Raw genomic sequence first — 23,811 nt, forward strand, 5'->3', positions numbered from 1 at the left:
CGTATTCGTCATTTTTTTCCCACATTCGCGGGACGCAAGAAGACTAATAGGGCAAAATAGTCGTATTGCTTTCAAGATAAAAATTAACCAGAGTAAATTATGACAAAAATAAAAAAACGTTTTGTGGCTGGAGCAAAATGTCCAAAATGTGGCGCTAAGGACAGTATCTTATTATTTAAAGAAAATAATATAGAAACCATAGAGTGCACCGATTGTGATTATCGTGAACAACAAACGGATATTGCCGTCCCTAAAAAGGCGACAGGCAATATGATCGGAGTGTTTAAACCAGAGTAAATAATATGTTGGTGACGCTCAATAAGCCTGCTTGCTGATATGAGATAAGCGAAATTGAAAATTTATCTCATCCGTTACTTTCACTTTGATAGTGCTATTTTTGAGAAGTAACAGGTTACTAAGAATAGTTTAGAAGTGGTTAAAGGCTGTGTGGTTAATTGCTGTTATTATTGACTCATCAGTTGATCGGGTGTGACTTCACCTTCAATTTTTTGTTTATGCTTGTTTAATACTTCAATCACATTAGTATTGTTCAGCATAAGTTGGTCAAATCGCTCGTTGATTTCCTGTAGCTCAAGGCCATAACTCGGGTCATCTTTAGCCTTGGTTTGCCAAAAACGTTTGCGATCTAATTTTTGAATTTCACTGGCTCGTAATATCTCAAAATAACTATTTTCTTGGTTTAACCGATAAATTTCACCGTCAAGTAACAAGATTAACTTTTCTTTTGAAATAGTTTGTTTGTTCAGAAGGGCTCTAAGTGGGTCGACTTTGGTTTCACGTTTGTCTGAATCGACTTCAGTGGTGATACCATTTTCATATTCAATTTTATGTTGCCGAAATGCTTCAGGGCAAACGCTATGGCTGAAAACAACTTTGTCGTCTTTCATACATTTATAAATAGCATTAGTGTTAGCCAGCGCCATAGAAGGGCTGAGGAAAAACACCACTAAATATACAATTTTTGCCATGCGGCCACATATCCTTTTGTAAATCCACGATATACCGTTAATTAGTATAGGCTCATTGCAGCGTTGCCGCATAAAAATTTGGAGCAATTTATGCTAAATAAGCCTGAAACAGTTTACCGACAAAAACAGATTATTGACAATGGATTTTTAATTGACGCAGTTAACATGATGTTAAATATGAATGAGATAGGTGGTTAATTGAGATGTATGCCCTGCATATTGCAAAAAAATGCAGGGCATACAGTGGAGGGCTATCGGATAAAGGTCAAGTTATCAATTAATCTGGCTTTACCTATATAAGCGGCTGCTACAATAACCAGCTCTTTATCCTCATCAGTTGCAGGCTTTAAATTATGGGCATTTCTGAGTTCAAGATAGTCAGGAGTAAACCCTGCTGCAAGCAATGATTGTTGTGCTATTTGAGTGGCGGTATCTAAATCCACACCTTGTCTTACGTTTGCTGCCATATTATCTAATGCTTGCTTTAGCGCTGCGGCATTTATTTTTTCTTGTGCAGTTAAATAACCATTTCGTGAACTCATAGCCAAACCAGATGGTTCACGGATGGTATCAATACCAATAATATCGATGGGTAATGATAAATCTTCCACCATGGTTTTGATGACTAATAATTGTTGAAAATCTTTCTTACCAAATAAGGCCATATCTGGTTGAACAATATTAAACAGTTTGTTGACGATAGTTGCCACGCCACGAAAATGTCCGGGGCGACTTGCACCGCAAAGTTCATCACCAATTTCAGGCACATCAACATAGGTCTGTTGGGCTAACCCTTTGGGGTAAATGATTTCTGGTGTTGGCGTAAACAATAACTCTGCACCCGCAGCGATTAACGCTTTGCTGTCTTGTTCTAACGTGCGTGGATAGGCGTCAAGATCTTCATTTTGACCAAACTGCATTGGATTAACAAAAATTGACACAACCACATGGTCAGCTTTTTCACGTGCTTGCTGCACAAGTGTTATATGCCCTTGATGTAAATTACCCATGGTCGGCACAAATGCAATGGTTTCGCCTTTAGTGCGCCAAGCGTTAACTTGGGCGCGAATGTCAGCGATAGCGGCGGTAGTGATCATGATTAATTAAACCTGCAACAAATAATTAGTTAAAAATGTGTTCTTCAGCAGGGAAAGAACCGTTAGCTACTTCATCGATATAAGCTCGAATGGCGCTACGAATCTCACCTGTTTGCTTTAAGTAATTTTTAGAGAAGCGTGGGATGTATCCACTAGAGATACCTAACACGTCATGCATGACCAAAATTTGCCCGTCGGTGTCTGCCCCAGCACCAATACCTATAACAGGAATTGTTAATGCTTCTGTAATGGCTTTGGCTAAGGTGGCAGGAATACATTCAAGCACTAACAATTGTGCTCCAGCAGCTTGCAATGCTTTAGCCTCATCTAAAATACGTTGCGCATTATCAGCATCACGCCCTTGCACTTTAAAGCCACCAAATACATGCACAGACTGAGGTGTTAGCCCCAAATGAGCACACACAGGAATCCCTCTTTCGGTAAGCATTTTAACGCTTTCTAATAACCAATGGCCGCCTTCAACTTTAACCATGTTGGCGCCCGCTTGCATGAGCTTTGCAGCATTTTCCATGGTTTGCTCTGGTGTTGAATAGCTCATAAAGGGCATATCAGCAATTAATAGCGCACGGTTAATACCACGTCGAACACAAGCAGTATGATAGGCAATGTCAGCAACGGTAACAGGAAGGGTATCATCATGGCCTTGTAACACCATGCCCATAGAGTCACCGACTAAGAGTACATCAATCCCTTCACTGTCGAAGGCGCCCGCAAAACTGGCATCATATGCAGTCAATGCGGTAAATTTTTTACCTTCTTGTTTAAACTTCATTAGGGTGGAACTAGTGACTTTTGACATAGTGGACTCTTAAAACAATTCAAATTAATACGCTATAGAGCATATACTCTAAAGTGGCAAAATCAACTCTTTACTGGATAATTTGTGCAGTGACTGGTGCATTTCTGTGGTCAACAAAGATGTTAATGCCTGACCACAAGGTAAGATTAAATCTTCTGCAATCTCAGCTAAAGGTACCAGTACAAAACTGCGCTGCTTCATACCATAGTGCGGCACTTGAAGTCTGGGTTGGTCAATCATTTGCTGCCCATATAACAACAAATCAAGATCTAATGTTCTAGGTCCCCAGTGTGCTTTTCTAACTCGCCCTTGTTGTTGTTCAATATTTTGTAGCGCATCTAATAACGCGATAGGGGCTAACTGAGTCTGAAATCGGGCAACCGCATTGATATAATCTGGCTGGCTTATGTCGCCCATAGGTGTTGAGCTATAAAAGCTAGAAACGGTGAGTTCGCCTAAATCAGCTATCTTTGTCAATGCAGCAACAGCTTGATTAAGCTGTTGCACAGGTTGTTCAAGGTTTGCGCCTAAAGCAACATAAACTAAGGTCATTATTCTGCCGAGGTATCTGGGCTTTTTGCCGCTGGTTTACGTTTTCTTTTGCGTTGAGTGGCGCTGCGATTTCTGTTACCGCCGGCTTTGTTTGAGCTTTTTGCGATGATATTACGTTGTGCTTCATCGCCTTCAACAAAGGCTTGCCACCAACTAGCTTGTTTAGCCGTATGACCGCCTTCTGCTTCACCACGTAATAAAAGTAGATCATATGCGGCACGGAACTTAGGGTGCTCTAATAGCTTAAATGCACGAGTTCCCTGACTGCGTTCAAATCTTATTTGCAGTAACCAAATATCTTTTGCCGGTGTGCTAAAGCGACGTGGGATACTAATCGTTCTGCACTGCTCTTCCATAACATCGCCCATAGCGGCAACTTGCGCATCATACAAAGGCAAGCCACTTTCGAGAGCGATATCATCAGCGCGTTGTTTTAACGGATACCATAATATCGCGGCATAGAAAAATGCAGGGGTAACAGGTTTGTCTTGGTTGACACGCTCATCAGTGCTGCGCATAACCAAATTTAACATTTTAGCCGCATGACCTTTGGGGAATTCAGAGATCACACCTTGAATTTGCGGGAACAAAGGGGCAAACAAACCAAAATCTTGCATCATTTGGTAATTAGCCTGGGCTTTACCCGCAAAGAAAAGCTTTAATACTTCTTCATACATTCGCGCAGCAGGAATATCTGCTAATAACGGCGCTAATGATTTAATCGGGGCCGCTGTAATGGCTTCGATCTGCATGTCTAGTTTAGTGGCGAACCTTACTGCGCGTAACATGCGCACGGGATCTTCACGGTAACGAGTTTCTGGATCGCCAATTAACTTGATTTTACGGGCATGTAAGTCATCAATGCCACCGCCATAGCTACGGATAGAAAAGTCACTGATATCGTAATATAACGCGTTTACGGTAAAGTCACGTCGCTCGGCATCTTCATCAATTTCACCGTAAACGTTGTCGCGTAAAAGACGACCTTCGGCATTCGATTTGGAAATGTTGTCACTGTTTTCACCGTGATGACCACGGAAGGTAGCCACTTCAATCACGTCGCGTCCAAACACGATATGCGCTAAACGGAAACGGCGCCCAACTAAACGGCAATTGCGAAACAGCTTTTTAATTTCATCAGGGGTTGCGTTGGTGACTACATCAAAATCTTTGGGTTCTAGACCTAATAAGATGTCACGAACACCACCGCCCACGAGATAGGCTTTAAATCCTGACTTGTGCAGTCGATAAAGCACTTTGAGTGCATTTTCACTGATTTGACGGCGCGAAATATCGTGGCTATCACGGTTAATGATATCCAAACGTAAGCCATTTTCTTCTAAAGACGGCGTTTCGAGCTCGGGTGCTGCTTTATTATCAAATAATTGTTTGCAGAACTGACTAATACGGCGAAAAATAATACACCTCGTTGAAGCTAAATTCATTGATTAAAAATCTGGCGGGTATGATATACCAATTGCGATCGAATGAGTAGATAGGGAATGTGATAAGTGCTGTGGATTAAATTCATTCGCAGCTTTTAGCTATGACACGCACTAAGCTGTTTGCGGCAAGATTATTTCTGCTTGTTTTGGTACATCCGCTAACGAAAATTGGCTAATGGCCTGGGTAAGCATCACATCGATATGATCTACATCGACAGTGGCTTGTCCTAAAAAGGTTAACGCGGCATTAAGGCTTTGCTGCGGTGCCTTGATATCAATTGCAGGGGCATAGTTTTGTTTCGAGAGTTTGAACCCAGGCTTGGCACAAGCTAGCGGCAAATGTAACCATGCCGGAGCAGGTACATTTAACATATCGAACAAACTTAATTGTCTGCAACTCGCTTCTAATAAATCGCTGCCTCTGACCACTTCAGTGATACCTTGAAAGGCATCATCTAAGACCACCGCAAGTTGATATGCAAAAAGTCCGTCGCTGCGCTTTATAATGAAGTCTTCAGCAGCAAACGCTTGTTCAACATGAATATCACCCCTATTAATATCGTGAAAATGATTCACTTTTGCGGCGTTACGTACACGGATTGCTCCGCTTGAATACGATTTTAATCCTGAACCACAACGACCATCATAAACCCCGCCCATGGCGTGAATCATTTTACGTGTACATTGGCAAAAATAGGCTTGGTTGTTGATAAGTAATTGTTCAATGCAATCTTGGTAGGCTTGGCTTCGCTTACTTTGATATAAGACTGAACCATGCCAACGCAAACCATAGGCTTCAAGTGTACGAAGTATGTCGTCACTGGCACCTACTATTTCGCGAGGGGGATCGATATCTTCCATTCTCACCAGCCACTGTCCCGATAAACTATGGGCGCGCAAATAACTGCCAAGAGCGGCAATTAATGAACCAAAATGGAGTGAACCTGACGGAGATGGCGCAAAGCGTCCGATATATGACATATCTTTTGCAATAATATTTGAGGGTGATAAATAGAAAGGGCGAGATTAATCTCGCCCTAAACGTATTTAACCAGCCATTTGCTTTTCTTTGATCTCTGCTAGTGTTTTGCAGTCGATACATTGATCAGCAGTTGGTCTTGCTTCAAGACGACGGATACCAATTTCGATACCACATGAGTCACAAAAGCCAAAATCGTCTTCTTCGATTTTTTGTAATGTTTTCTCAATCTTCTTGATGAGCTTACGTTCTCTATCACGAGCGCGAAGTTCTAAACTGAACTCTTCTTCTTGAGCTGCACGATCGACAGGATCTGGAAAATTAGCAGCTTCATCTTGCATATGAGTCAGTGTACGGTCTACTTCTTCACGCAATTGGTTACGCCATGCTTCGAGGATCAGCTTAAAGTGACCACGTTGCTTGGTATTCATATACTCCTCACCGGCTTTCTCTTGGTAAGGATCTACACCTGCGATAGCGAGTACGCCAAGTTTTTTCGTGCCTTCAGGCATAACGCATCTCCTGTTATCGTTTGCGTTTAAATTGCGTCTTAATTTTACGGCCGCTATCTATACCAGAATCTGTATAGCGAGGCAAACTTTTTACTGGATAAATCATTTTTATTTGATCTACACAATTACTTTGCATGGACCGATAATACCACTGGCATGGGGTGAAATGGAGCTTTGGTATGCCAGAACTTCAACGCCTAATTTAATTGCTTGTTTGAGTAAGTCTGCGTAAAGAGGATCGATATGCTCAGCGGGTTTTACAATTGAGATCCCACTGTGCTGTACCACAAACAATAATACAGCGCGGTGGCCCTGTTGTACCATTTGGATGAGTTCTCGCAGATGCTTTTGTCCCCGCGTTGTAACAGCATCAGGAAAATAACCCACTCCTTCTTCTAACAAAGTACAACTCTTGATTTCAATATAACACTTAGGTTTATCTTGACCAGTTAAAAGAATATCAATTCGGCTATTTTCTTCTCCGTATTTGACTTCCCGCTGTAAACTTGTGTAGCCGTTTAGTTCATCAATGATCCCCTTATTAATCGCTTCTTCTGCCAATGCATTGGCCCTACCACTATTGATGCCAATGAGATGATGTTCATCTGATTGCATTATTTCAAAAGTGTATGGGTATTTACGTTTGGGATTATCAGATTGCGAGAACCACACGCTTTGCTCTGGATATAAGCAGTTTTTCATTGAGCCAGTATTGGGGCAGTGAATGGTGATTTCGGTGCCATCATCTAATATGATGTCAGCTAAAAATCGCTTATATCGTTTGATTAAACGGCCATGTTGTAAAGGGGGGGTAAAGTCCATAGTGTCACATTTTTACTGTAAATAATGGCAACCATACAGCATTAGATAAAAGAATGTGACTGCTGATATACTTGTTTCAATTTCGTGATGTCAGTTTAGTTATATTTAGTCTTTCATGTTGACATCCCCCACCGTCGCTGCAAACAAGGAATTTATCATGCAAGTAATGACCGTCACCTTAACCCAATCAGTTCCAGCTTCGCATTGGGGTAAAGCCGATGTGACCTTTGAAGGCCAAACAAGCTTTATTCATTTAAATGGCAATGCTCCATTACGCCAAGTGCAAATGGCAGCGCGTAAAATTCGAAGTCAGGGTATAAATCAAGTTCAACTTGAAGGTGATTTATGGACGATAGATTTACAGTGGGTGTTTGCCCAAGGGTTTGCTACGGCAAAACCAGGTTATGAAGTACTTTGGTGTGGCGATGAAAAACAACAACAAACCTTAGCGCATCGTCTTGAAGCGGCAAATTTTGCTCGTCAATTAACGAATGATACTCCTGAGGACCTTTCACCAGTGTCTTTAGCAACTCAAGCGGCTAACTGGCTAAAAGCGATCGGTGGTGACAAGGTTAGTTTTAATATTATTGAAGGTCAGGCTTTATTAGAGAAAAAATGGGTTGGTATTCATGCGGTTGGTCGTGGCAGTGATCGTCCGCCAGCATTACTTGAGTTAGATTTTAACCCTTTATCGGCAGACGCGCCTGTGGATGTTGCGTTGGTCGGTAAAGGTATTACCTTCGACTCGGGGGGATATAGCCTAAAATCTTCAGAAGGCATGTTGGCGATGAAATGTGATATGGGTGGTGCCGCTACGGTAACCGCAGCCTTAGGGTTAGCGATAAAGTCAGGTTTGAATAAGCGCGTTAAACTGTATCTGTGTTGTGCAGAAAACTTAGTCAGTGGTCATGCATTCAAACTGGGTGATATTCTTACCTACAAAAATGGTACTACAGTAGAAATTGTTAACACGGATGCTGAAGGTCGTTTAGTACTGGCTGATGGTTTACAAGCTGCCTCTGAATCTGGCGCGAAATTAATTATTGATGCAGCCACATTAACCGGTGCAGCTGTGATGGCTGTGAGTAATGAATATAATGCGATTTTCTCGCCACAAACCGAGACTATCAAAATGGCGCAGCAATGTGCCGCCGCAGTGGGTGAAAATGTATGGCCATTGCCATTAGACCCTTGGCATCGTGATGCGTGTCCATCTGCGTATGCTGACACAGCAAATAGCCGCCCAGTTAAAGGTGGCGGTGCGGGCGGCGCATCTAATGCGGCGGGTTTCTTATGGCGCTTTGTTTCACCCAATGCAAACTGGCTGCATATTGACTTAGCGGCGGCATTTGAATCATCAGCAACAGGCCTTTGGGGGGCAGGAGCAACAGCTCACGGAGTACTAACCGTTGCTGAGTTATTAAAGCGCTAAGCAATAGTGCCGATAGATTTACTCTTTATGTAGAGCTCATCCTTAAAAGTATTAAGCCATCGTAAGATGGCTTTTATTTTTGTGTTTGTTGATCTTGTTCCAATTGCCAGCTGTGTAAAATGTCATACTGCACACCAGAGGTGGTATTGCATGATTCATATAAGTGCAGTTGTGACACTGAAACATGAATGGGTAATTTATCATGTAAACCTTTGATGGGGTGTTGAGGTAAAGCCAGATTGGTTGCCTGTCTAAATAAGGTGGTATGAGGGCAATAACTGTACGAGTGCTGATATAAGTCGAACTTAGCCGCTATCTGTGCAACATCTGAGGCCATGGCTAAAAGAGATGCATTAGCCTGGCCTTGTAAACAAATGATTTGTGGTTTTTGCCACCAAGATATTGCAGATAACATAAGTTCAAATGACGGTTTGTAAAGTGAATCGACCTCAGCCAATAGCGCAGGTATGCAAGATATTTTTACCTGACCCAAAAAGCCAAGGGTAATATGTATATTGGGTTGTAATACTGTTAAAGCTTCTGTATTAATGTATGGTGTAAGCTTTTGCTGTATATCAATAAATTGACAGTGTAGTGTTTTTTTGACGCTAAACCCAAGAAATAACCTTTTAGTGGTATTTTGCATATTGCGCTTCTTTCGTTTTCTCTTAATGTCGAGTTATACAGTGTCATAATATGAAAAAATAACATGATGTCTTACTGACTAACACCTTGTTTTCTACTATTGTTATTGTTGAGTGATTATTAATCAACAAACAAAAATATGTCCCGGACATTTTTGGGTGGCATAACAACAAAATTGGTTGGCAGATCAGGGACAGATTATCATGTGTGTATATGGGTTGAATCTGCTGTTTTAGTAGATTTTCCGAAGATGTTAAAGCTAACTTAATTGAGTTGATGAATGGCTGAAAGTACCCCACAATTGTTGAAACTAGCATTAGCGAATGGCTCTTTACAGGAGAATGAAAACACCACCATTATGATGCTGGATGATGTGTTGGCATTTGTGTGTAAACAGCTTAATTGTGATGCGGTTATTGCGATTAAAAGTTGCCATAGCAATAATACTTTTTCAGCCAGTTTAGAGATAGTGGATACTTCCATTAATACAGTGGTCAGTCATTTTAGTGATTATTTATCGTTTCAAAGTCAATTAACTAAGAAGATTGAAAGCGACCAAACGCTAATTGATGCGTTATTAAACCATCAACAGCCTGTACATATTTTTCAAGAATTAACCTCTCCAGATAGTCAGCAAGCCCAAATAATATCGCTACATTTACGTCAGCACCTAGATAAAAGCGTGCGGATACTTCATGGTGAAATCACTCCTGCTGTGTGCGTTGGCAATGTCACTATGGTATTAATTGCTATGACGTTTCAGCCAGCGAAAACGCTTTCTAAGCAGGAGAAACCCTTGAGCTGCGAAAGCTTTTGGCAGTCAATGTTAGATGAGCATTGTTTTCAGCTAGCAAGTGCATTTGAGCTTACTCGATTGTCGACTTTACTCGACAGTAAAGAGAAACAATATCAAGAGTTGTTTAGTCATTTGCCTATGGCATGTGCCTTGATTGATGTTGAAGATAAAGTGGTGTTACAAAATCACGTGTCTGAAAATATGCTTAAGTTTCAAATTGGTCAAAGCTTATTTGATGGCCTGAGACACGATGATCATGCGTTATTGAAAGATACCCTGCACATAGTGAGGCAAGGCGTACTGCGTCAGGCATGGTGTGAGGTTCCTTTAAAATTAGGGTTATCGACTCATTGGTATAAAATGAGTTTTTGTCATGCCTTGAACTCGCAAAAACAACTATTACTGATGGTCGAAGATGTCACTGAACGTTATCGATTGGCTGATGAACTGACTTTTCATTCAAACCATGATGCATTAACGGGTTTACCTAATCGAGTGCAATTTGAAGGTATGTTGGATGAACTTCTGGCCAATGATGAAGATATTCCTGCATGTGTGGCATTTCTCGACTTAGATCAGTTTCAGGTTGTGAATGATCTTAGTGGTCACCAAGCGGGTGATGAATTGTTGCTACAGGTTTCTAAACGACTTAAGCAATTGGTGCGCAAAGGCGATGTTGTTGCCCGTTTAGGTGGTGATGAGTTTGGTATTTTGATGTACTACTCTGACGATGTTTCGGCTAAACAAGTGGCAAAACGCATATGCCAACAGTTGTCGGAGCATGAGTTTAAATGGAAGAAAGTTAAACATAATGTCAGCATGAGCATAGGTATTTCGACATTTGATCATAACTCGAAAGACATATATGAGGTGATGAGCCAAGCCGATGCTGCATGTCGATTAGCGAAAGAAGAGGGCCGAAACCGATGGCATTATTTTAATTCAGATGACCCACAAGTCCACATCCTGTATACCCAAATGGTAGCCTCGGTTGATATCACTGGGGCGCTAGCACTTAATCAGTTTGAATTATTTTATCAATTAATTGAACCGCTTGATAAAAATGAACATGGTCTACATATGGAGATTTTGCTGCGAATGGTACAAGAAGATGGTGCCTATGTGTCGCCAGCTATCTTTTTACCCGCAGCCGAGCGTTATAATTTAGCCTCGCGAGTGGATCAATGGGTTATTGATAATCTGCTTAAATGGGGCGGTGCAAACCTTAACATTTGGCGTGAAATGTCGATGGTATCCGTTAACTTATCTGCTATGTCTTTAGCCGACCAAAAGTTTATGGGCTGGCTTGAGATGCGTTTAATGGTAGAGCCAGAATTAGTTGATAAATTGTGTTTTGAAATAACCGAAACCGCCGCTGTCAGCCAGCTCGATCAAGCCACTGCATTAATTGACTTATTGCGTCCATTAGGCTGTAAATTAGCGCTAGATGACTTTGGATCAGGTTTTTCCAGCTTTGCCTATTTAAAAACGTTAGATGTGGATTTTGTCAAAATTGATGGTCAGTTTGTGGTGAATGTTTGTTCTGATCGCAGTGATAAAGCGATTGTTTCAGCGATATGCCAGTTGGCAAAAGATATGGATTTTGAAGTGATCGCTGAATTTGTCGAAACCGCAGAAATCGGCCTAAAACTGAAATCATTAGGGGTTGACTATGCCCAAGGTTATGCCATCAATAAACCTTGCCCTTTATCTACACTTGAATCGGGGATCCGTTCTCCTTGGTTAGCTCTGCATTCACCCGATGAAGTGATTTACGATATTTAATCTGGTTGTTATTTGCAATAAGTGTCAGTGTCAGTAAACTTGCCTACAGTGATATTCCTGCACCCCATAAAGCGCATAGCCTAAAACGGCCTTAACGGCTATTTACTTGAAAGTTAGCCAATGACTGATGTAACCAATATGACCCTTTCAGCTTTCGATGTTCCTATTACGACGGTACTCCCTGAAATCCTTCAAGCTGTTCAGAGCGTTAATCAAATCATTCTTCAAGCGCCTACAGGCGCGGGTAAGTCGACAGCCTTACCATTAGCTTTACTTCAATCAGGTCTTATTAAAGGGAAAATATTAATGTTGGAGCCGCGGCGAGTGGCTACGCGTAATATTGCTAAATTCATTGCCAAGCAACTGCAGCAACCTGTTGGCCAGCAAGTGGGATATCGAGTTCGTGGTGACAGCCAGGTGAGTGCTAATACTCAGCTAGAGGTGGTCACTGAAGGTATTTTAACCAGAATGATCCAGGACGATCCTGAGTTAGCGGGCGTTGATATGATCATTTTTGATGAAATTCATGAGCGCCATTTGCCTACCGATATCGGTTTGGCGCTTGCATTAGAGGTGCAATCATCTTTACGTGATGATCTGATTATACTGGCGATGTCGGCCACATTATCGGCCTTGCCACTGCAAGATATCATGCCTAATGCGCAAGTGGTATTCAGTGAAGGCCGCAGTTTTCCTGTGGATGTCGAATATGTCCCGATGGGCGCTGCAACCGATTGGTTAAGCCATATGGCAAAAGTAATTACTGAATGGATGACCATCTCAAACACCCATAGTAGTGAGCTAGGTTCTTTGCTAGCTTTTTTGCCAGGTAAAGGCGAAATTAATCGACTTGCTGCAATACTCGCCCCCAAACTGACTGATAATATTTTATTGTGTACTTTGTATGGCGATTTAAGCCCCGCTGAGCAAGATAAAGCCATTCAAATCGCGCCAGCGGGATGGCGAAAAGTTGTCTTAGCCACTAACGTCGCTGAGTCGAGTTTAACCATCGAAGGTATTACCATGGTGGTCGACAGTGGCTATCAACGCAGTGCGAGTTTTAATCCAAAAACCGGCGTGTCAAAACTCAGTTTAGCCCGAATTAGCCAGTCATCTGCCATACAAAGAAGTGGCCGAGCTGGGCGATTATCTGCAGGTAAAGCACTGAGATTATGGGGCCAGGAAGAACAAGGCCGCTTATTACAAGTCACCCAACCTGAAATCGTGTTATCTGAATTAACCAGTGTGGCCTTAGATTGTGCATGTTGGGGAGCCCAAAAATTCAGCGATTTAGCTTTACTTACCCCAGCACCTAAAGTAAATGAGCAATTAGCGTGGCAGTTATTACAGCAGCTTGAGCTGGTGGATAAAAACCGCAAATTAACCATGTTGGGCCGTGAGGCACATCACTTAGGTTGCCACCCTCGTTTAGCTCATATGTTGCTGCAAGCTAAAGTGCTTTCACAGATAAATACCACGCCGCATTTTGCATTACTTGCCTGCTTGTTGGCCACTATTGTTGAGGCGCGGGGATTGCCTGCAAAAGGAGCGGACATCAGTGGTTATTTATCGATGGCAATCCAAGGGCAAATGGGGCAGCAGGCAAAGGTTTGGCAAAAAAAATTGTCGTTACAGGGTGATTTGAAACAAGCCTTAAGTGGGGCAAATGATTACGATATTGCGCATCTTTTAGGATTAGCTTATCCAGATAGAATTGCTAAAGCCCGCGGGAAACTGGGGTTTTTACTCAGTAATGGTACGGGAGTTACCCTTGACCCACAAGATCCCCTTTGCCACGCACCTTGGCTAGTGGTGGCTGATTTTCAAGAAACTCAAGGTCGAAATGCTGGTAGAGTCTATCTTGCTTGTGCGCTGGATGAACGCTTAATTAATGACGAACTTGCGCATTTAGTTACAACCCAAAGGGTAAGTGGATGGGATGATATTAAGGGGCGTTTTTTTGCTGAAACGCAAATGCAACTTGGCAGTATTGTGCTGAAATCTGTTACGGATAATAGCATCAGTGCCGATGATATCCGCAGCGCTCTTGTGGCTTTAGTGCGACAAAAGGGACTGTCTATTTTAAATATGGATGACAATGTTAAGCAGCTGCAATTAAGAGTTATCATTGCCAGCTGTTTGTCGGAGCATCTAGCATGGCCTGATTACAGTGATGAAGGTCTGATGGATAGCATTGAAAAATGGCTAACACCTTATCTTACCGATGTACGTAATCTGGCACAATTAGCCAAATTGGACTGCAATAAACTGCTGTTAAATCATTTATCGTGGGAGTTACAACAAGCGTTGAATGATGTGGCTCCAACCCGCTGGCTAATGGCAACAGGAACCTATGCGCCAATTCGATATCAGTTACCCGTTGATGAGCATGGACAGGCTTATTTTGAACATCAACAAGCAAGAGCATTTCTTAGCGTCAGACTGCAAGAAGCATTGGGAATGGCGCAAAGTCCAAGATTATTTAATGGCAAATTAACCGTAACCATGGAATTATTGTCACCGGCGCAGAGACCGCTAGCCACAACCGCAGATTTAGCCAGCTTTTGGCAAGGACCTTATACTGAAGTAAAAAAAGAAATGCGTGGCCGTTATCCAAAACATTTATGGCCTGATGATCCTGTAAATACCACCGCGACCAAATTTACTAAAAAGAAAACCCCAGGCTTATAAGCCCGTTAGAACCTATCTAATGCATGACGTTGTAGAGAGACATGGCAAAAAATAAATCGACAAAGAAGCACCCCAAAAATCGCAGTAAAGGTTGGCTAAGAAGCCTATGGTCATTGACATGGAAACTGTCATTAATCGGCATTGCTTTTGTAACGTTTTATGCCATTTATTTGGATCAAATTATCGCGCAAAAATTTGAAGGGCAAAAGTGGCATCTACCTGCACAAATCTTCAGCCGCTCTATGGCGCTTTATCCTGGTGCTGCAGTAAACCATCCACAGTTAATGGCTGAGTTGAAACTACTCGGCTATCGCAAGGTCAGCAATCCTCGCCAAGTTGGTGAGTTTTCAGCCTCGAGTACTCGCATTGAGCTATGGCGTCGTCCTTTCTTACATCCAGAAGGCAATCAAGCTGAGCAACGGGTAATGATCAGTTTTGATAGTTTAGGGGTTAATTCCGTCAAACGTATGAGTGATAAACGCGAATTAGCCGTGTTTCATTTAGAACCCGTATTACTCGATCGTATTATTGCGGGCGATGGCGAAGATAGGCTGTTTGTTCCAACAACTGAAATGCCTAGTTTAATTGTTGAGTCGCTGTTACAGGTTGAAGACCGAAGCTTCTATGAACACCACGGCGTAAACCCATTTGCGATTGCGCGTGCAGCCATCGTAAACATCACCGCAGGTCGAGCAGTACAGGGCGGGTCAACTTTAACCCAACAATTAGCCAAAAACTTCTTTTTAAGCAGCGAACGTTCGCTAATTCGAAAAGCCCGTGAAGCCTTAATGGCAATTATTATTGATTTTCGCTACAGCAAAGATGAAATTTTAGAAGCATATTTAAATGAAGTTTACATGGGCCAAGATAAAGCCCGCGGTGTACACGGTATGGGGTTAGCGTCGCAATTCTATTTTGGACGTCCTATAGCCGAGCTCACAGTTGCTCAACAAGCTTTTTTAGTGGCAATGATTAAAGGGCCATCGTATTACAATCCATGGCGTTACCCTGAGCGTGCTCAGGAGCGACGTGATCTTGTATTACGTATATTAATGGAAAACGATAAGTTGACTGTCGCTCAGTACAAGGCGGCAGCAGAATCGCCATTAGGTTTAAGAGACGGTAAAAAATCGGTTCATCAAAAACTACCTGCTTTTTTTGCCGTGGTTAAAAACGAACTTCGCAATCGCTATGGTGACAGTTTATTAAATCAATCTGGCGTTAAGGTTTACACCACTTTAGATCCTATGGCCCAAGATGCGGCTGAAAAAGCCGTAGTCTCAACCTTAAAATCTTTAGACAAACGGGTTAAAAATGTTCAAGTGGGGATGGTTTTAACAGACAAGTATACCGGTGGTATTGCCGCAATGGTTGGTGATAAACAACCTGGTTTTGAAGGTTTTAACCGTGCAGTTGAGATCCGTCGGCCCATCGGTTCGTTAATTAAGCCGTTTGTGTATGCCACAGCATTAGCACAAGGAGATAAGTTTAGTTTAGCTAGCCCATTAGCTGATAAGCCAATTACCTTAACAAATGAGCAAGGCAAAACTTGGTCCCCCAAAAACGTTGATAAGCAATTTAGTGGAGAGGTATCTTTATTAGAGGCTTTTGCTAATTCAATGAACGTACCCACTGTGAATGCGGGTCTCGCCATTGGTGTCGACAATGTTGCCAATACCATGCAAAAAGCAGGTTGGAATGAACCCATTGCCCCATATCCATCGATGTTACTTGGCGCAGTGAATGGCTCGCCATTAATGGTGGCACAGGTTTATCAAACGATCGCAGATGAAGGCCGCTACCGTAAATTAACCTCAATTACTGCGGTTTTGGATAGCCAAAATACGCCATTAGCAGTAACACATTCAGCGAGTGAAATGGCGATAGATCCCGCGACAGATTACCTCGTTCAATACGCCATGAACCAAGTTGTTGCCAAAGGCACAGGTAAACGTTTAGGGGCTGCATTCCCAGGGGTGAAATTAGCCGGTAAAACGGGAACCAGTAACGATAGTCGTGACTCTTGGTTCGCTGGTTTTGATGAGCGAAATGTTGCGGCTATTTGGGTTGGACAAGACGATAACAGTAAAACAGGTTTGTACGGCAGTAGCGGTGCGATGGCAGTTTATCAGGCATTTTTACACCAGCGACCACCGCTGAGTTTACGTATGTCACCAGTTCAAGGCATTGTGAATGGCTACTTTGATCGCACTAATGGTGCGCCTATGCAGCCTAATTGCCATAATGTGATTAATTTACCCGCCCACAATGTCAGTTATAAACCTGCGGCTAATTGTGGCGAATCCTTGTCTTGGTGGCAAAAGCTGTTAGGCGAGTAATGCTTTAATTAACATTTTCAATCAAGATAAACCTTAAAGGCAGCTGCCTGTAGGGTTTATCTTGAATTGGAATAGAAAATAAATAGCTTCATTTCTTGGCTAATTCCTTCCTAAGTTGAGCTATTTCATTCAACATTTCAGTTTGATTTTTTTCCATTTGATGCTGATTGGCTTCCATTCGAGACAATACTTGCTCTAACTCAACTCTAATCAATTCCTGTTGTGACTCTTTGCGCTCTTGCTCATCAGGAGCAACAAATACTGAAGCCATATAACCCGATATGACCCCGAAAAAGCTGACACCACTGATAATGACAATGCCACCAATGACATGACCTAAAGTGCTAACTGGATAGAAATCGCCATAACCAACAGTTGATATTGTCACTAGTGCCCACCAGATGGCTTGTTCGGCAGTGTGAATATTGGCGCCTTCATTACCACTTTCAACCAATAGAATCAGTACGGAGGCATTAGCTAAGATCAACACAGTGGCTAATAAAAGGCTTGCGAGTGTAGCTTGTTTTTTTTGTCTTAATAATGGCCAAAGAATAGAGCTGCTCATGCGGATCAGTCTTATCACCCGAAGAATTTGGAATACGCGGGCAATTCTTAAGGCTTCAATCGCGGGGATACTGGCAAGAAAATCTATCCAGTGGTGGCGCAGGAAATACATTTTATTGCGTGCTTTATGTAACTCCCAAAAGAAGCGGGACATGAAGATAAAGCAAATAGCACCGTCAATATATAACAACAGGCGATAAGTTTCTTTTTCGAGCTTACCAAATGTTATTGTGAGCACTATGATGACAGAGAAAAAGGACAATACCATCATTGCCAATTCAATGGGTTCAAGGGTGTTAAATTTTTTGGATGACCATCGTTTAGCTTTGAACATGACAAAGTCCGTTTATAAGTAGAATCTGAGGCAATTTCTCTTCCCCATAATAAAAAACGCGCTAGGCAAAAGTCTAGCGCGTTTTAATAATTAATATCGGACTATCTGATCATTACTTTTTATCGACAAAGTGTACTAAATCATCAAGGACGCGTTTTTTGATTTCAAGCTGGGCATCAGAGTCTAACCCGTATTTTTGCGCTAACAAAATATAATCATCACCACTTAAAGAAACCGTCAGCCTTGGTCGTTTAGGGCGCTTTGAAACCGATAAACCCAGAATAGTTCTTATTTGATCCGAAGGGCTAACACCTCGATCAAGTGCCGCTTTGCGAATGGAGTATTGAAACTTTTCATCAATATCAAAAGCCACTTGAGTGGCTTTTGCGGCTTTTTGATTATTTAACCATTTTTCTGGTAATGGTTTGCCTTTACTCATAGAGGCGACTCTCCTTGATTAACTCGCAGGCCAGTATTCACGAATATCAGTTAGTGGACGATATAAGGTGAGCATTACTTCTGTATCTCCACCGTCATAAACTTCAATATCAACAGCAAGCGTTTCCTGACTATTAATCAATGAATAACTTTCGAAGGCTTCACCTCTGGCGCCATTTTCATCTTGAGGTGGCTTTTGATTGCGATAATCTTCTCGGTGAAAATAACCAAAACCTGCAAACTCCACTTGATGATAATCGTCAGCGAGCCATTGACTGAATGTTTCAGCTAATTCTTCAGGTAAAGATTCTGGGGTCAGGTTAGCCTTGCCGGGTTCTTCAAATATTTCAGCAAAAGCATCTAAGTCAAACAGCTGTTCAACCACAGCGCGACTGATTTTGATAGAAAAGCTTAAATAGGCTTCGTCTTCAACCACATAAGACATATAAATGGCATTGTCACTATGGCCGCGTAATAAGTATTCACATTGCTGAGAACGCTGATATTCATAGGTATGGATTGCTTCAACCTTTAACTGTTGCCCTCGCAGTTGCGCAGGCAGAGCAAAACTGTCATCAAGGGTGATCATATCACCCTTGAGCAGTTTACTGGGATGGTCAAGCAGACGCTTAGGGGCTTCTTTTTTGCCAAATAGACCGCTTAAAAATCCCATAGTCAATTAACCTTTTCTTGCTTTAATGCGATCAAGCACTGCATTAGCACTCGATTTTTGTTCACCAATACCCGCTTCTGCCAGCTTAGCGTGCAAAGACTTATCGCTGTTCTCTTCCGCCAAGGTTTCAGAGGCTTTTAAGCGATCATCAAACTGTTGCTGACGTGCTTTAATACGCTCTAATGAATCTTTAGCATTCAGCAGTTTTGAGTTGCTAGATGCAAATGAATCAGTAATGGTTGCCGTCGCTTTCTGTACGCTTTCAGTGGTTTTTACCATGCTTAATTGGCGCTGATAATCAGATAGCTGACGTTCAGTTTTCTTAACCAAATCTTTAAGACGAACAGCATGTGAGCTGAAGCTGTCATTTGCAGCTTGTTGCTCAGATAGCTCTTGATCAAGTTGTGCGATCTTTTCAGCAATCTCGATGGCCAAGGCTTCGTTTTCTTTCTCTAAAGCCTGAGTCACATAGCCTTCATGCTCAGCAATACTTCGCTTTAAGCGGTCGACTTCACGGTTAGCCTGCATTTCTTTGGCCATAACGTCAGTTAATTCACGTTTGGCTTTGGTTAAATGCTTTTCTGCATCACGAATTTCTTGCTCAAAAATGCGTGTTGAGTTTGCGTCAACAATGCTTTGGCCTACTTCTGTTGCACCGCCACGAAATGCGGTAAGAATTTTATTTAAAATGCCCATAATTGACTCCTTAATTCAAAAACTCTGAGAGTTCGTCGATCACTTCCAAACAATTGTCTGAAAGTACTGCTAATTCTTGCTCAATCTCTTCCATACTGGATTCGACTGATAATGCGCCATACACCACATATTTATCGTCAATTTTGGCGAATGAAGACAGTGGCATAGGAATGTTGAGCTCTAACATGGTCTCAAACATTTCTGCACGACGAGATTGATTAACTTCATCTTCGCCCCACAAATAACTGATACACAATATTTGGTTGTCAGTGACTGAGACAAAAACCGGAATTTCTTCACGGCTTACAACATTGACTTGAAGTACTTCTACATCACCGTCAATCGGGTAACAATCAAATTGAAAACCGGTACGACTTTTGTCACAAAGACCATTTAAATGGTTAGCAATAGTATGGATGTTCATAGTTGTCCTTAATTGACATATTATGTCTGTGTTCAAAGATAGCATCGAGACATAATATGTCAAGCACTATCGTGTCCATTAAAAAAGATTCATCGCTTCATTTTCTGACCAGGCAGCTAAATGATAATGATAAAGTTGCAATGAACCGATTTCGTTAATTTTTACATCTTGCTGTTCCGCATAATAATTTCCCGGAAATTCGAATGCACCATTGACGAGGCCTAAGGTTAACCAGTCGCTTTTTATCGGTAATTGAGAAAGTGACGCTAACCTGTTTTTAGGTGATAAACCTTGTTTACTGCCAATACTCCACCCCCATTCGCCAAAGCTGGGTACATTATGATGGAACTGGTCTACGTTAAAACCAGCAGATGCTAAGGTTTTACCGATAGAAATGAACGCTTTCGGCGCATGGTATGGAGAGGTGGATTGCACGGTTACAATACCATCGGCACTAAGTAGTTCATTAAGCTTGCGGTAGAATAAATCGGAATAAAGTTTATTTAAATCCGGGTGACTGGGATCGGGTAAGTCGACAATGATGGCGTCGAAATGCTGTCCATCAGCAATTAACGTTTCCACCCCGTTAAATGCGTCATCGTTAATGAGCGTTAGCCGTGGATCATTTAAACTATTACCATTTAATGTCAGCATAGCTTTGCTTAAGAAAGCTGGCATATCCTCAGGGGGGGACTTAAATAAACTGACTAAATCTTTATCTAAATCCATTAAGGTTACCGACTTAGGCTCCCAATCTAATACCTGCTTCAAACCTAGGCCATCACCACCACCAATAATCAGTACCTTATCATGGCGCGCACTGGCGGCCAGTGTTGGGTGGACTAAAAACTGATGATAAATATGTTCATCACTACTGGAAAATTGCAGTCTGCCATTAATATATAAATTATAGACTGGCGCTAATCCATTGCCCCTTAAGCGCTCAGTAAAAGTCAGTTGTTGAAACCGGGTTGACTTTGCATAAACAACTTTATCTTTGTAGAGCAAGTTATTGAAGTGTTGTTCCCACTGTGGCCCTTTGGTTGCCAACAGTCCAATGCAAACACTGGCAATGATATGGCCGACAAGCAGCCATTTGGCATGATTTATATTATGCCAAAAGCGCCAAATAAAAATGGCTCCAGCAATCAGGTTGACGCTGGCGGTGAGGGCGGCTGCAAGTTGGATATCAATCGCCAACATGAAAAACACCCAAATCGCTGCGCCAATACCCGCGCCTATATAATCGGCACCATAAATCGTACCAGCATTATGCAGTAAATGGGCTTCAGATAATGACTGTCTTACTCTGGCTATCAGAGGGATTTCCATGCCAATCATCAAGCCCAATAGTACGCCCCATAAGTAAGGAAGGTATTCACTAAGGGTTTGTAAACTAGCAATAAAGCCGCCATTTGGCAGTTGATCTGGAGGTAAACCTAAGGTGTTAGCGATTGCCAAAGGGAGTTGTTGACCAAAACCAATAACAGCTGCCGTAATAATGATGGCAAACGAGCCACACAAAGCGACCGAGAGCTCTAAAATAGCAAAACCAGTAAACGCACATTTGATTTTGCGGGCGGCAAATGCGCCGATACCCATAGAGACAATCATTAAGCCGATCATGGTATAAATCGCGGCTTCTAATGCACCTAATATACGTCCCGCATAGTGTGATAGTAAGTACTCATAGATTAACCCACAGCCGGCAAGCAGCGCCATAATCCCCAGCAGTAAGGCATCATCAAACCAGGTAATTCGTTTAGTAAGCTGTACAGAAGAGGCCGCAGCAGCACTTTGCTTGAGCGCCTCCTGTGCCGATTGAGGTTGTTGTGCTTCAAGCAAAGTGTCAGACATCGTTATTATGCCATTAACGCCGTTAAGATTAAGGCTACAGCAATGCTGATCGCCATCTCAACTGCGGCGATACCTATGTTGTGTTGTTTTTCGACTTCTTCGGCTAAATTGATCCCCGCCAAGACTAACTTTTTAACTAAGGCGATAACTAGGCTCATTAGCACTAGCATGACAAATGAGAAGACTAACCAGCCAAAAATATTGTTTAAATATGCTGTAGGGATATACAAAATAAAGTGGCTTGCTGCATTAAAACTTAACGCCATGGCAATCATATAACCACTGTGACGGATAGCTAAGGCGGTTTGTCCTTGCTTTAAGGCTTGTTGCATTGAGGCATCTTGGTTACGTTTGGCATAGCGGCTTTCACGTAAGCGGGTTAGCAACACCAATATTAATTGTGATACTAAGAATGCGCTGAAAATGGCAATAAAAGTATCTATAGTAATATCTTCTGCCCACATTAATACTGCGCGAATGATAATTGCTGTAGCGATGGCTGCAGCTGCATCGACAACGGCAACGGATACATTTCCTTTGAGAATTTCTTCATTTTTAGGAAATTCATTTAACGCAATTTTATCATGTAGATAACGACCTAATTTAATCAGTACTAATCCGAATAAACCGTATGCAGTCATGCCGATTGCTTCGGTGGTGTACGATAATGCCGCCTCTCCAGTAATTGCGCCGGTAAGGACAATACCAAGTGCAGCCACGGCACCAGCCGTGCTGATACCAAACGCAAAATTATCGCGCTCAGCAAGCTCTTTAGTACTGTTGACCTTGATTGACCAACCTTGAAGGTATCGCATCAAGGCTAATAGAACGATTGCAATGGCTAAGTCAATTGCAAGAATAATTAATAGTGGCTCTGTGATGCCATAATGTTGAAGAAATGTCATTGTCAGTCCTACCTATTTACCACGGCTAATGCCGCGAGTGGTGCGGCTACTTGAATTACGGAAACTACTAGTTTTTGAATAGCTTGAGCGAAACTTACTCGTTGATGTGCGAGTGGTTGTACTTGCTTTTGGCGCACTGGCACTTTGACGAGACAAGCTAGTTGAGCCAGTTTTGGGTTTGGCATAGGGGCTGTCAAAGCGTTTGCCTTGGCGCTCAAAAGTCTTTTTTGTTTGTTGATAAGTATTATTTTGTGCCGTGGCTTGTTTTGGTGAAGTGTAACGATATCTACCTACATCATTGTAGTAACTGTAGTTACGGCGGCTTGACCAGTTGTCATAACGTATCGGGCGTTGAAATACATTAGAAAACATAGCATACATGCCATACCAAGCCCAAAAGGAGGTACCGCTTGAGTCTGACTGCCAACTGCCATAAGACGGATTACCGACCAACTGGCTACCAGGGCCAAAATCTTCACTGCCATTTGCCAATGCGGCCGCTTCACGGCTGATTGAATTCACCCTTGCCAATTTACCGTTAGATAAGTCTGCAACCACGTTAACGGGATCAGATAACATGTCGTTATATAAACTTGGATCCGTGGCTTGGTAGACATTTTCCGCTTCTGCGAGTTGCTGGTCTAAATCGATAAAATTAGCCGCATTACTCAAGTCATTATTTCTACGCAGTAAAGATTGATACATAGGACCTTGCGTCGTGCCATCTAGCGCTAGTTCGCGCAAAAGCGGTGCTAGGTCAGGGCTTTGTTTAGCAAGTAAATCACTATATTGCTGCAATAACGTGGCATTGCGTAGCTGATTGCCCTCCAGACCACTTTTCAGTTGCGCTAAACGTTGCGTGGTTAGCTGTTGATATTTTGCGATTTGCTCAGGTCGATCATCACCGCAGCCTGTTAAATTTAGGCCAAGAAAAAGGATGATGAAAAACGTGAATACACGGGGGAGGTTACCAGCCATGTTTTCTCCAAGTGTTATAAAATTCATGCGCATAGAGT

Annotated in this window: 22 protein-coding genes; 5 read left to right on the plus strand and 17 right to left on the minus strand. The window is 42.2% G+C overall.

All coding sequences use genetic code 11. From position 1 onward, the window contains the following. Positions 1–99: 99 nt before the first annotated feature. Entirely contained in the window at positions 100–297 is a 198-nt protein-coding gene (locus tag ORI98_RS04185; protein ID WP_261297138.1) for a YheV family putative zinc ribbon protein, read from the plus strand. Between the two features lie 167 nt (positions 298–464). Here the strand turns inward: ORI98_RS04185 and ORI98_RS04190 are convergent, their stop codons facing one another. The 8 genes from ORI98_RS04190 to sfsA form a co-directional block, all read right to left on the minus strand. After that, positions 465–989 carry a DUF4124 domain-containing protein gene (locus tag ORI98_RS04190; protein ID WP_306134369.1) on the minus strand — a complete coding sequence of 175 codons (525 nt, stop codon included), beginning with the start codon at positions 987–989 and terminating at the stop codon, positions 465–467. 251 nt (positions 990–1,240) lie between these two features. Next, positions 1,241–2,086 carry a pantoate--beta-alanine ligase gene (gene panC / locus ORI98_RS04195; protein WP_306134370.1) on the minus strand — a complete coding sequence of 282 codons (846 nt, stop codon included), beginning with the start codon at positions 2,084–2,086 and terminating at the stop codon, positions 1,241–1,243. 25 nt (positions 2,087–2,111) lie between these two features. After that, a complete protein-coding gene (gene panB / locus ORI98_RS04200; protein ID WP_306134371.1) occupies positions 2,112–2,906 on the minus strand; it encodes a 3-methyl-2-oxobutanoate hydroxymethyltransferase in 795 nt (264 codons plus the stop codon). A gap of 48 nt (positions 2,907–2,954) precedes the next feature. Further along, the gene (gene folK, locus ORI98_RS04205; RefSeq protein WP_306134372.1) at positions 2,955–3,458 is read right to left on the minus strand and encodes a 2-amino-4-hydroxy-6-hydroxymethyldihydropteridine diphosphokinase; all 504 of its coding nucleotides are present in this window, start codon (positions 3,456–3,458) and stop codon (positions 2,955–2,957) included. Then, positions 3,458–4,903 carry a polynucleotide adenylyltransferase PcnB gene (pcnB, locus tag ORI98_RS04210; RefSeq protein WP_371931113.1) on the minus strand — a complete coding sequence of 482 codons (1,446 nt, stop codon included), beginning with the start codon at positions 4,901–4,903 and terminating at the stop codon, positions 3,458–3,460. The genes folK and pcnB overlap by 1 nt, the downstream gene beginning before the upstream one ends. Positions 4,904–5,014: 111 nt before the next feature. After that, entirely contained in the window at positions 5,015–5,884 is an 870-nt protein-coding gene (gene gluQRS / locus ORI98_RS04215; protein WP_261297133.1) for a tRNA glutamyl-Q(34) synthetase GluQRS, read from the minus strand. Positions 5,885–5,950: 66 nt separating this feature from the next. Beyond that, positions 5,951–6,394, minus strand: coding sequence for an RNA polymerase-binding protein DksA (dksA, locus tag ORI98_RS04220; RefSeq protein ID WP_261297132.1), 444 nt, complete (start codon positions 6,392–6,394; stop codon positions 5,951–5,953). 117 nt (positions 6,395–6,511) lie between these two features. Further along, positions 6,512–7,216, minus strand: a complete 705-nt coding sequence (sfsA, locus tag ORI98_RS04225) for a DNA/RNA nuclease SfsA (RefSeq protein WP_306134373.1) — start codon at positions 7,214–7,216, stop codon at positions 6,512–6,514. A 157-nt stretch (positions 7,217–7,373) separates the two neighbouring features. Here sfsA and pepB point away from each other — a divergent pair, with 157 nt between their 5' ends. After that, the gene (gene pepB / locus ORI98_RS04230; protein ID WP_261297130.1) at positions 7,374–8,648 is read left to right on the plus strand and encodes an aminopeptidase PepB; all 1,275 of its coding nucleotides are present in this window, start codon (positions 7,374–7,376) and stop codon (positions 8,646–8,648) included. Positions 8,649–8,721: 73 nt separating this feature from the next. On the opposite strand, the gene thpR is transcribed toward pepB, so the two are convergent. After that, positions 8,722–9,294 carry an RNA 2',3'-cyclic phosphodiesterase gene (gene thpR, locus ORI98_RS04235; protein ID WP_261297129.1) on the minus strand — a complete coding sequence of 191 codons (573 nt, stop codon included), beginning with the start codon at positions 9,292–9,294 and terminating at the stop codon, positions 8,722–8,724. A gap of 279 nt (positions 9,295–9,573) precedes the next feature. Here thpR and ORI98_RS04240 point away from each other — a divergent pair, with 279 nt between their 5' ends. The 3 genes from ORI98_RS04240 (at position 9,574) to mrcB (ending at position 16,904) form a co-directional block, all read left to right on the plus strand. Next, the gene (locus tag ORI98_RS04240) at positions 9,574–11,874 is read left to right on the plus strand and encodes a bifunctional diguanylate cyclase/phosphodiesterase (RefSeq protein WP_261297128.1); all 2,301 of its coding nucleotides are present in this window, start codon (positions 9,574–9,576) and stop codon (positions 11,872–11,874) included. Between the two features lie 120 nt (positions 11,875–11,994). After that, a complete protein-coding gene (gene hrpB, locus ORI98_RS04245) occupies positions 11,995–14,565 on the plus strand; it encodes an ATP-dependent helicase HrpB (protein WP_306134375.1) in 2,571 nt (856 codons plus the stop codon). Positions 14,566–14,606: 41 nt separating this feature from the next. Then, positions 14,607–16,904, plus strand: a complete 2,298-nt coding sequence (mrcB, locus tag ORI98_RS04250; RefSeq protein ID WP_306134376.1) for a penicillin-binding protein 1B — start codon at positions 14,607–14,609, stop codon at positions 16,902–16,904. Between the two features lie 88 nt (positions 16,905–16,992). On the opposite strand, the gene ORI98_RS04255 is transcribed toward mrcB, so the two are convergent. From ORI98_RS04255 to ORI98_RS04290, 8 genes are all read right to left on the minus strand, one after another. Then, positions 16,993–17,802 (minus strand): ion transporter, encoded by an 810-nt coding sequence (locus tag ORI98_RS04255; protein WP_306134377.1) that lies wholly within the window; start codon positions 17,800–17,802, stop codon positions 16,993–16,995. Positions 17,803–17,914: 112 nt separating this feature from the next. Continuing rightward, positions 17,915–18,241 (minus strand): hypothetical protein, encoded by a 327-nt coding sequence (locus ORI98_RS04260; protein WP_261297124.1) that lies wholly within the window; start codon positions 18,239–18,241, stop codon positions 17,915–17,917. Positions 18,242–18,259: 18 nt separating this feature from the next. Beyond that, entirely contained in the window at positions 18,260–18,913 is a 654-nt protein-coding gene (locus ORI98_RS04265) for a hypothetical protein (RefSeq protein WP_261297123.1), read from the minus strand. A 6-nt stretch (positions 18,914–18,919) separates the two neighbouring features. Beyond that, positions 18,920–19,609 (minus strand): PspA/IM30 family protein, encoded by a 690-nt coding sequence (locus ORI98_RS04270; protein WP_261297122.1) that lies wholly within the window; start codon positions 19,607–19,609, stop codon positions 18,920–18,922. 10 nt (positions 19,610–19,619) lie between these two features. Continuing rightward, positions 19,620–20,033 (minus strand): YjfI family protein, encoded by a 414-nt coding sequence (locus ORI98_RS04275; RefSeq protein WP_261297121.1) that lies wholly within the window; start codon positions 20,031–20,033, stop codon positions 19,620–19,622. Between the two features lie 78 nt (positions 20,034–20,111). Next, positions 20,112–21,890: a polyamine aminopropyltransferase gene (locus tag ORI98_RS04280; RefSeq protein WP_306134378.1), complete on the minus strand. Its 1,779-nt coding sequence runs from the start codon at positions 21,888–21,890 to the stop codon at positions 20,112–20,114. 5 nt (positions 21,891–21,895) lie between these two features. Next, positions 21,896–22,795 (minus strand): DUF350 domain-containing protein, encoded by a 900-nt coding sequence (locus tag ORI98_RS04285; protein ID WP_261297119.1) that lies wholly within the window; start codon positions 22,793–22,795, stop codon positions 21,896–21,898. 12 nt (positions 22,796–22,807) lie between these two features. Beyond that, on the minus strand, positions 22,808–23,773 hold the full coding sequence (locus ORI98_RS04290; RefSeq protein ID WP_261297118.1) for a hypothetical protein: 966 nt from the start codon (positions 23,771–23,773) through the stop codon (positions 22,808–22,810). Between the last annotated feature and the right edge of the window lie 38 nt (positions 23,774–23,811).

The sequence above is a fragment of the Shewanella sp. ULN5 genome (assembly GCF_030731885.1).
GTDB classification, from domain to species: domain Bacteria; phylum Pseudomonadota; class Gammaproteobacteria; order Enterobacterales; family Shewanellaceae; genus Shewanella; species Shewanella holmiensis.

Bases quoted from the DNA above. Each gene is read 5' to 3' on its own strand.
- panC (WP_306134370.1), bottom strand. From the start codon at position 2,086: ATGATCACTACCGCCGCTATCGCTGACATTCGCGCCCAAGTTAACGCT.
- ORI98_RS04185 (WP_261297138.1), top strand. From the start codon at position 100: ATGACAAAAATAAAAAAACGTTTTGTGGCTGGAGCAAAATGTCCAAAA.
- panB (WP_306134371.1), bottom strand. From the start codon at position 2,906: ATGTCAAAAGTCACTAGTTCCACCCTAATGAAGTTTAAACAAGAAGGT.
- thpR (WP_261297129.1), bottom strand. From the start codon at position 9,294: ATGCAAAATACCACTAAAAGGTTATTTCTTGGGTTTAGCGTCAAAAAA.
- mrcB (WP_306134376.1), top strand. From the start codon at position 14,607: ATGGCAAAAAATAAATCGACAAAGAAGCACCCCAAAAATCGCAGTAAA.
- ORI98_RS04240 (WP_261297128.1), top strand. From the start codon at position 9,574: ATGGCTGAAAGTACCCCACAATTGTTGAAACTAGCATTAGCGAATGGC.
- ORI98_RS04260 (WP_261297124.1), bottom strand. From the start codon at position 18,241: ATGAGTAAAGGCAAACCATTACCAGAAAAATGGTTAAATAATCAAAAA.
- ORI98_RS04285 (WP_261297119.1), bottom strand. From the start codon at position 22,795: ATGACATTTCTTCAACATTATGGCATCACAGAGCCACTATTAATTATT.
- dksA (WP_261297132.1), bottom strand. From the start codon at position 6,394: ATGCCTGAAGGCACGAAAAAACTTGGCGTACTCGCTATCGCAGGTGTA.
- ORI98_RS04290 (WP_261297118.1), bottom strand. From the start codon at position 23,773: ATGGCTGGTAACCTCCCCCGTGTATTCACGTTTTTCATCATCCTTTTT.
- ORI98_RS04265 (WP_261297123.1), bottom strand. From the start codon at position 18,913: ATGGGATTTTTAAGCGGTCTATTTGGCAAAAAAGAAGCCCCTAAGCGT.
- folK (WP_306134372.1), bottom strand. From the start codon at position 3,458: ATGACCTTAGTTTATGTTGCTTTAGGCGCAAACCTTGAACAACCTGTG.
- hrpB (WP_306134375.1), top strand. From the start codon at position 11,995: ATGACTGATGTAACCAATATGACCCTTTCAGCTTTCGATGTTCCTATT.
- ORI98_RS04275 (WP_261297121.1), bottom strand. From the start codon at position 20,033: ATGAACATCCATACTATTGCTAACCATTTAAATGGTCTTTGTGACAAA.
- ORI98_RS04280 (WP_306134378.1), bottom strand. From the start codon at position 21,890: ATGTCTGACACTTTGCTTGAAGCACAACAACCTCAATCGGCACAGGAG.
- gluQRS (WP_261297133.1), bottom strand. From the start codon at position 5,884: ATGTCATATATCGGACGCTTTGCGCCATCTCCGTCAGGTTCACTCCAT.
- pcnB (WP_371931113.1), bottom strand. From the start codon at position 4,903: ATGAATTTAGCTTCAACGAGGTGTATTATTTTTCGCCGTATTAGTCAG.
- sfsA (WP_306134373.1), bottom strand. From the start codon at position 7,216: ATGGACTTTACCCCCCCTTTACAACATGGCCGTTTAATCAAACGATAT.
- pepB (WP_261297130.1), top strand. From the start codon at position 7,374: ATGCAAGTAATGACCGTCACCTTAACCCAATCAGTTCCAGCTTCGCAT.
- ORI98_RS04270 (WP_261297122.1), bottom strand. From the start codon at position 19,609: ATGGGCATTTTAAATAAAATTCTTACCGCATTTCGTGGCGGTGCAACA.
- ORI98_RS04255 (WP_306134377.1), bottom strand. From the start codon at position 17,802: ATGTTCAAAGCTAAACGATGGTCATCCAAAAAATTTAACACCCTTGAA.
- ORI98_RS04190 (WP_306134369.1), bottom strand. From the start codon at position 989: ATGGCAAAAATTGTATATTTAGTGGTGTTTTTCCTCAGCCCTTCTATG.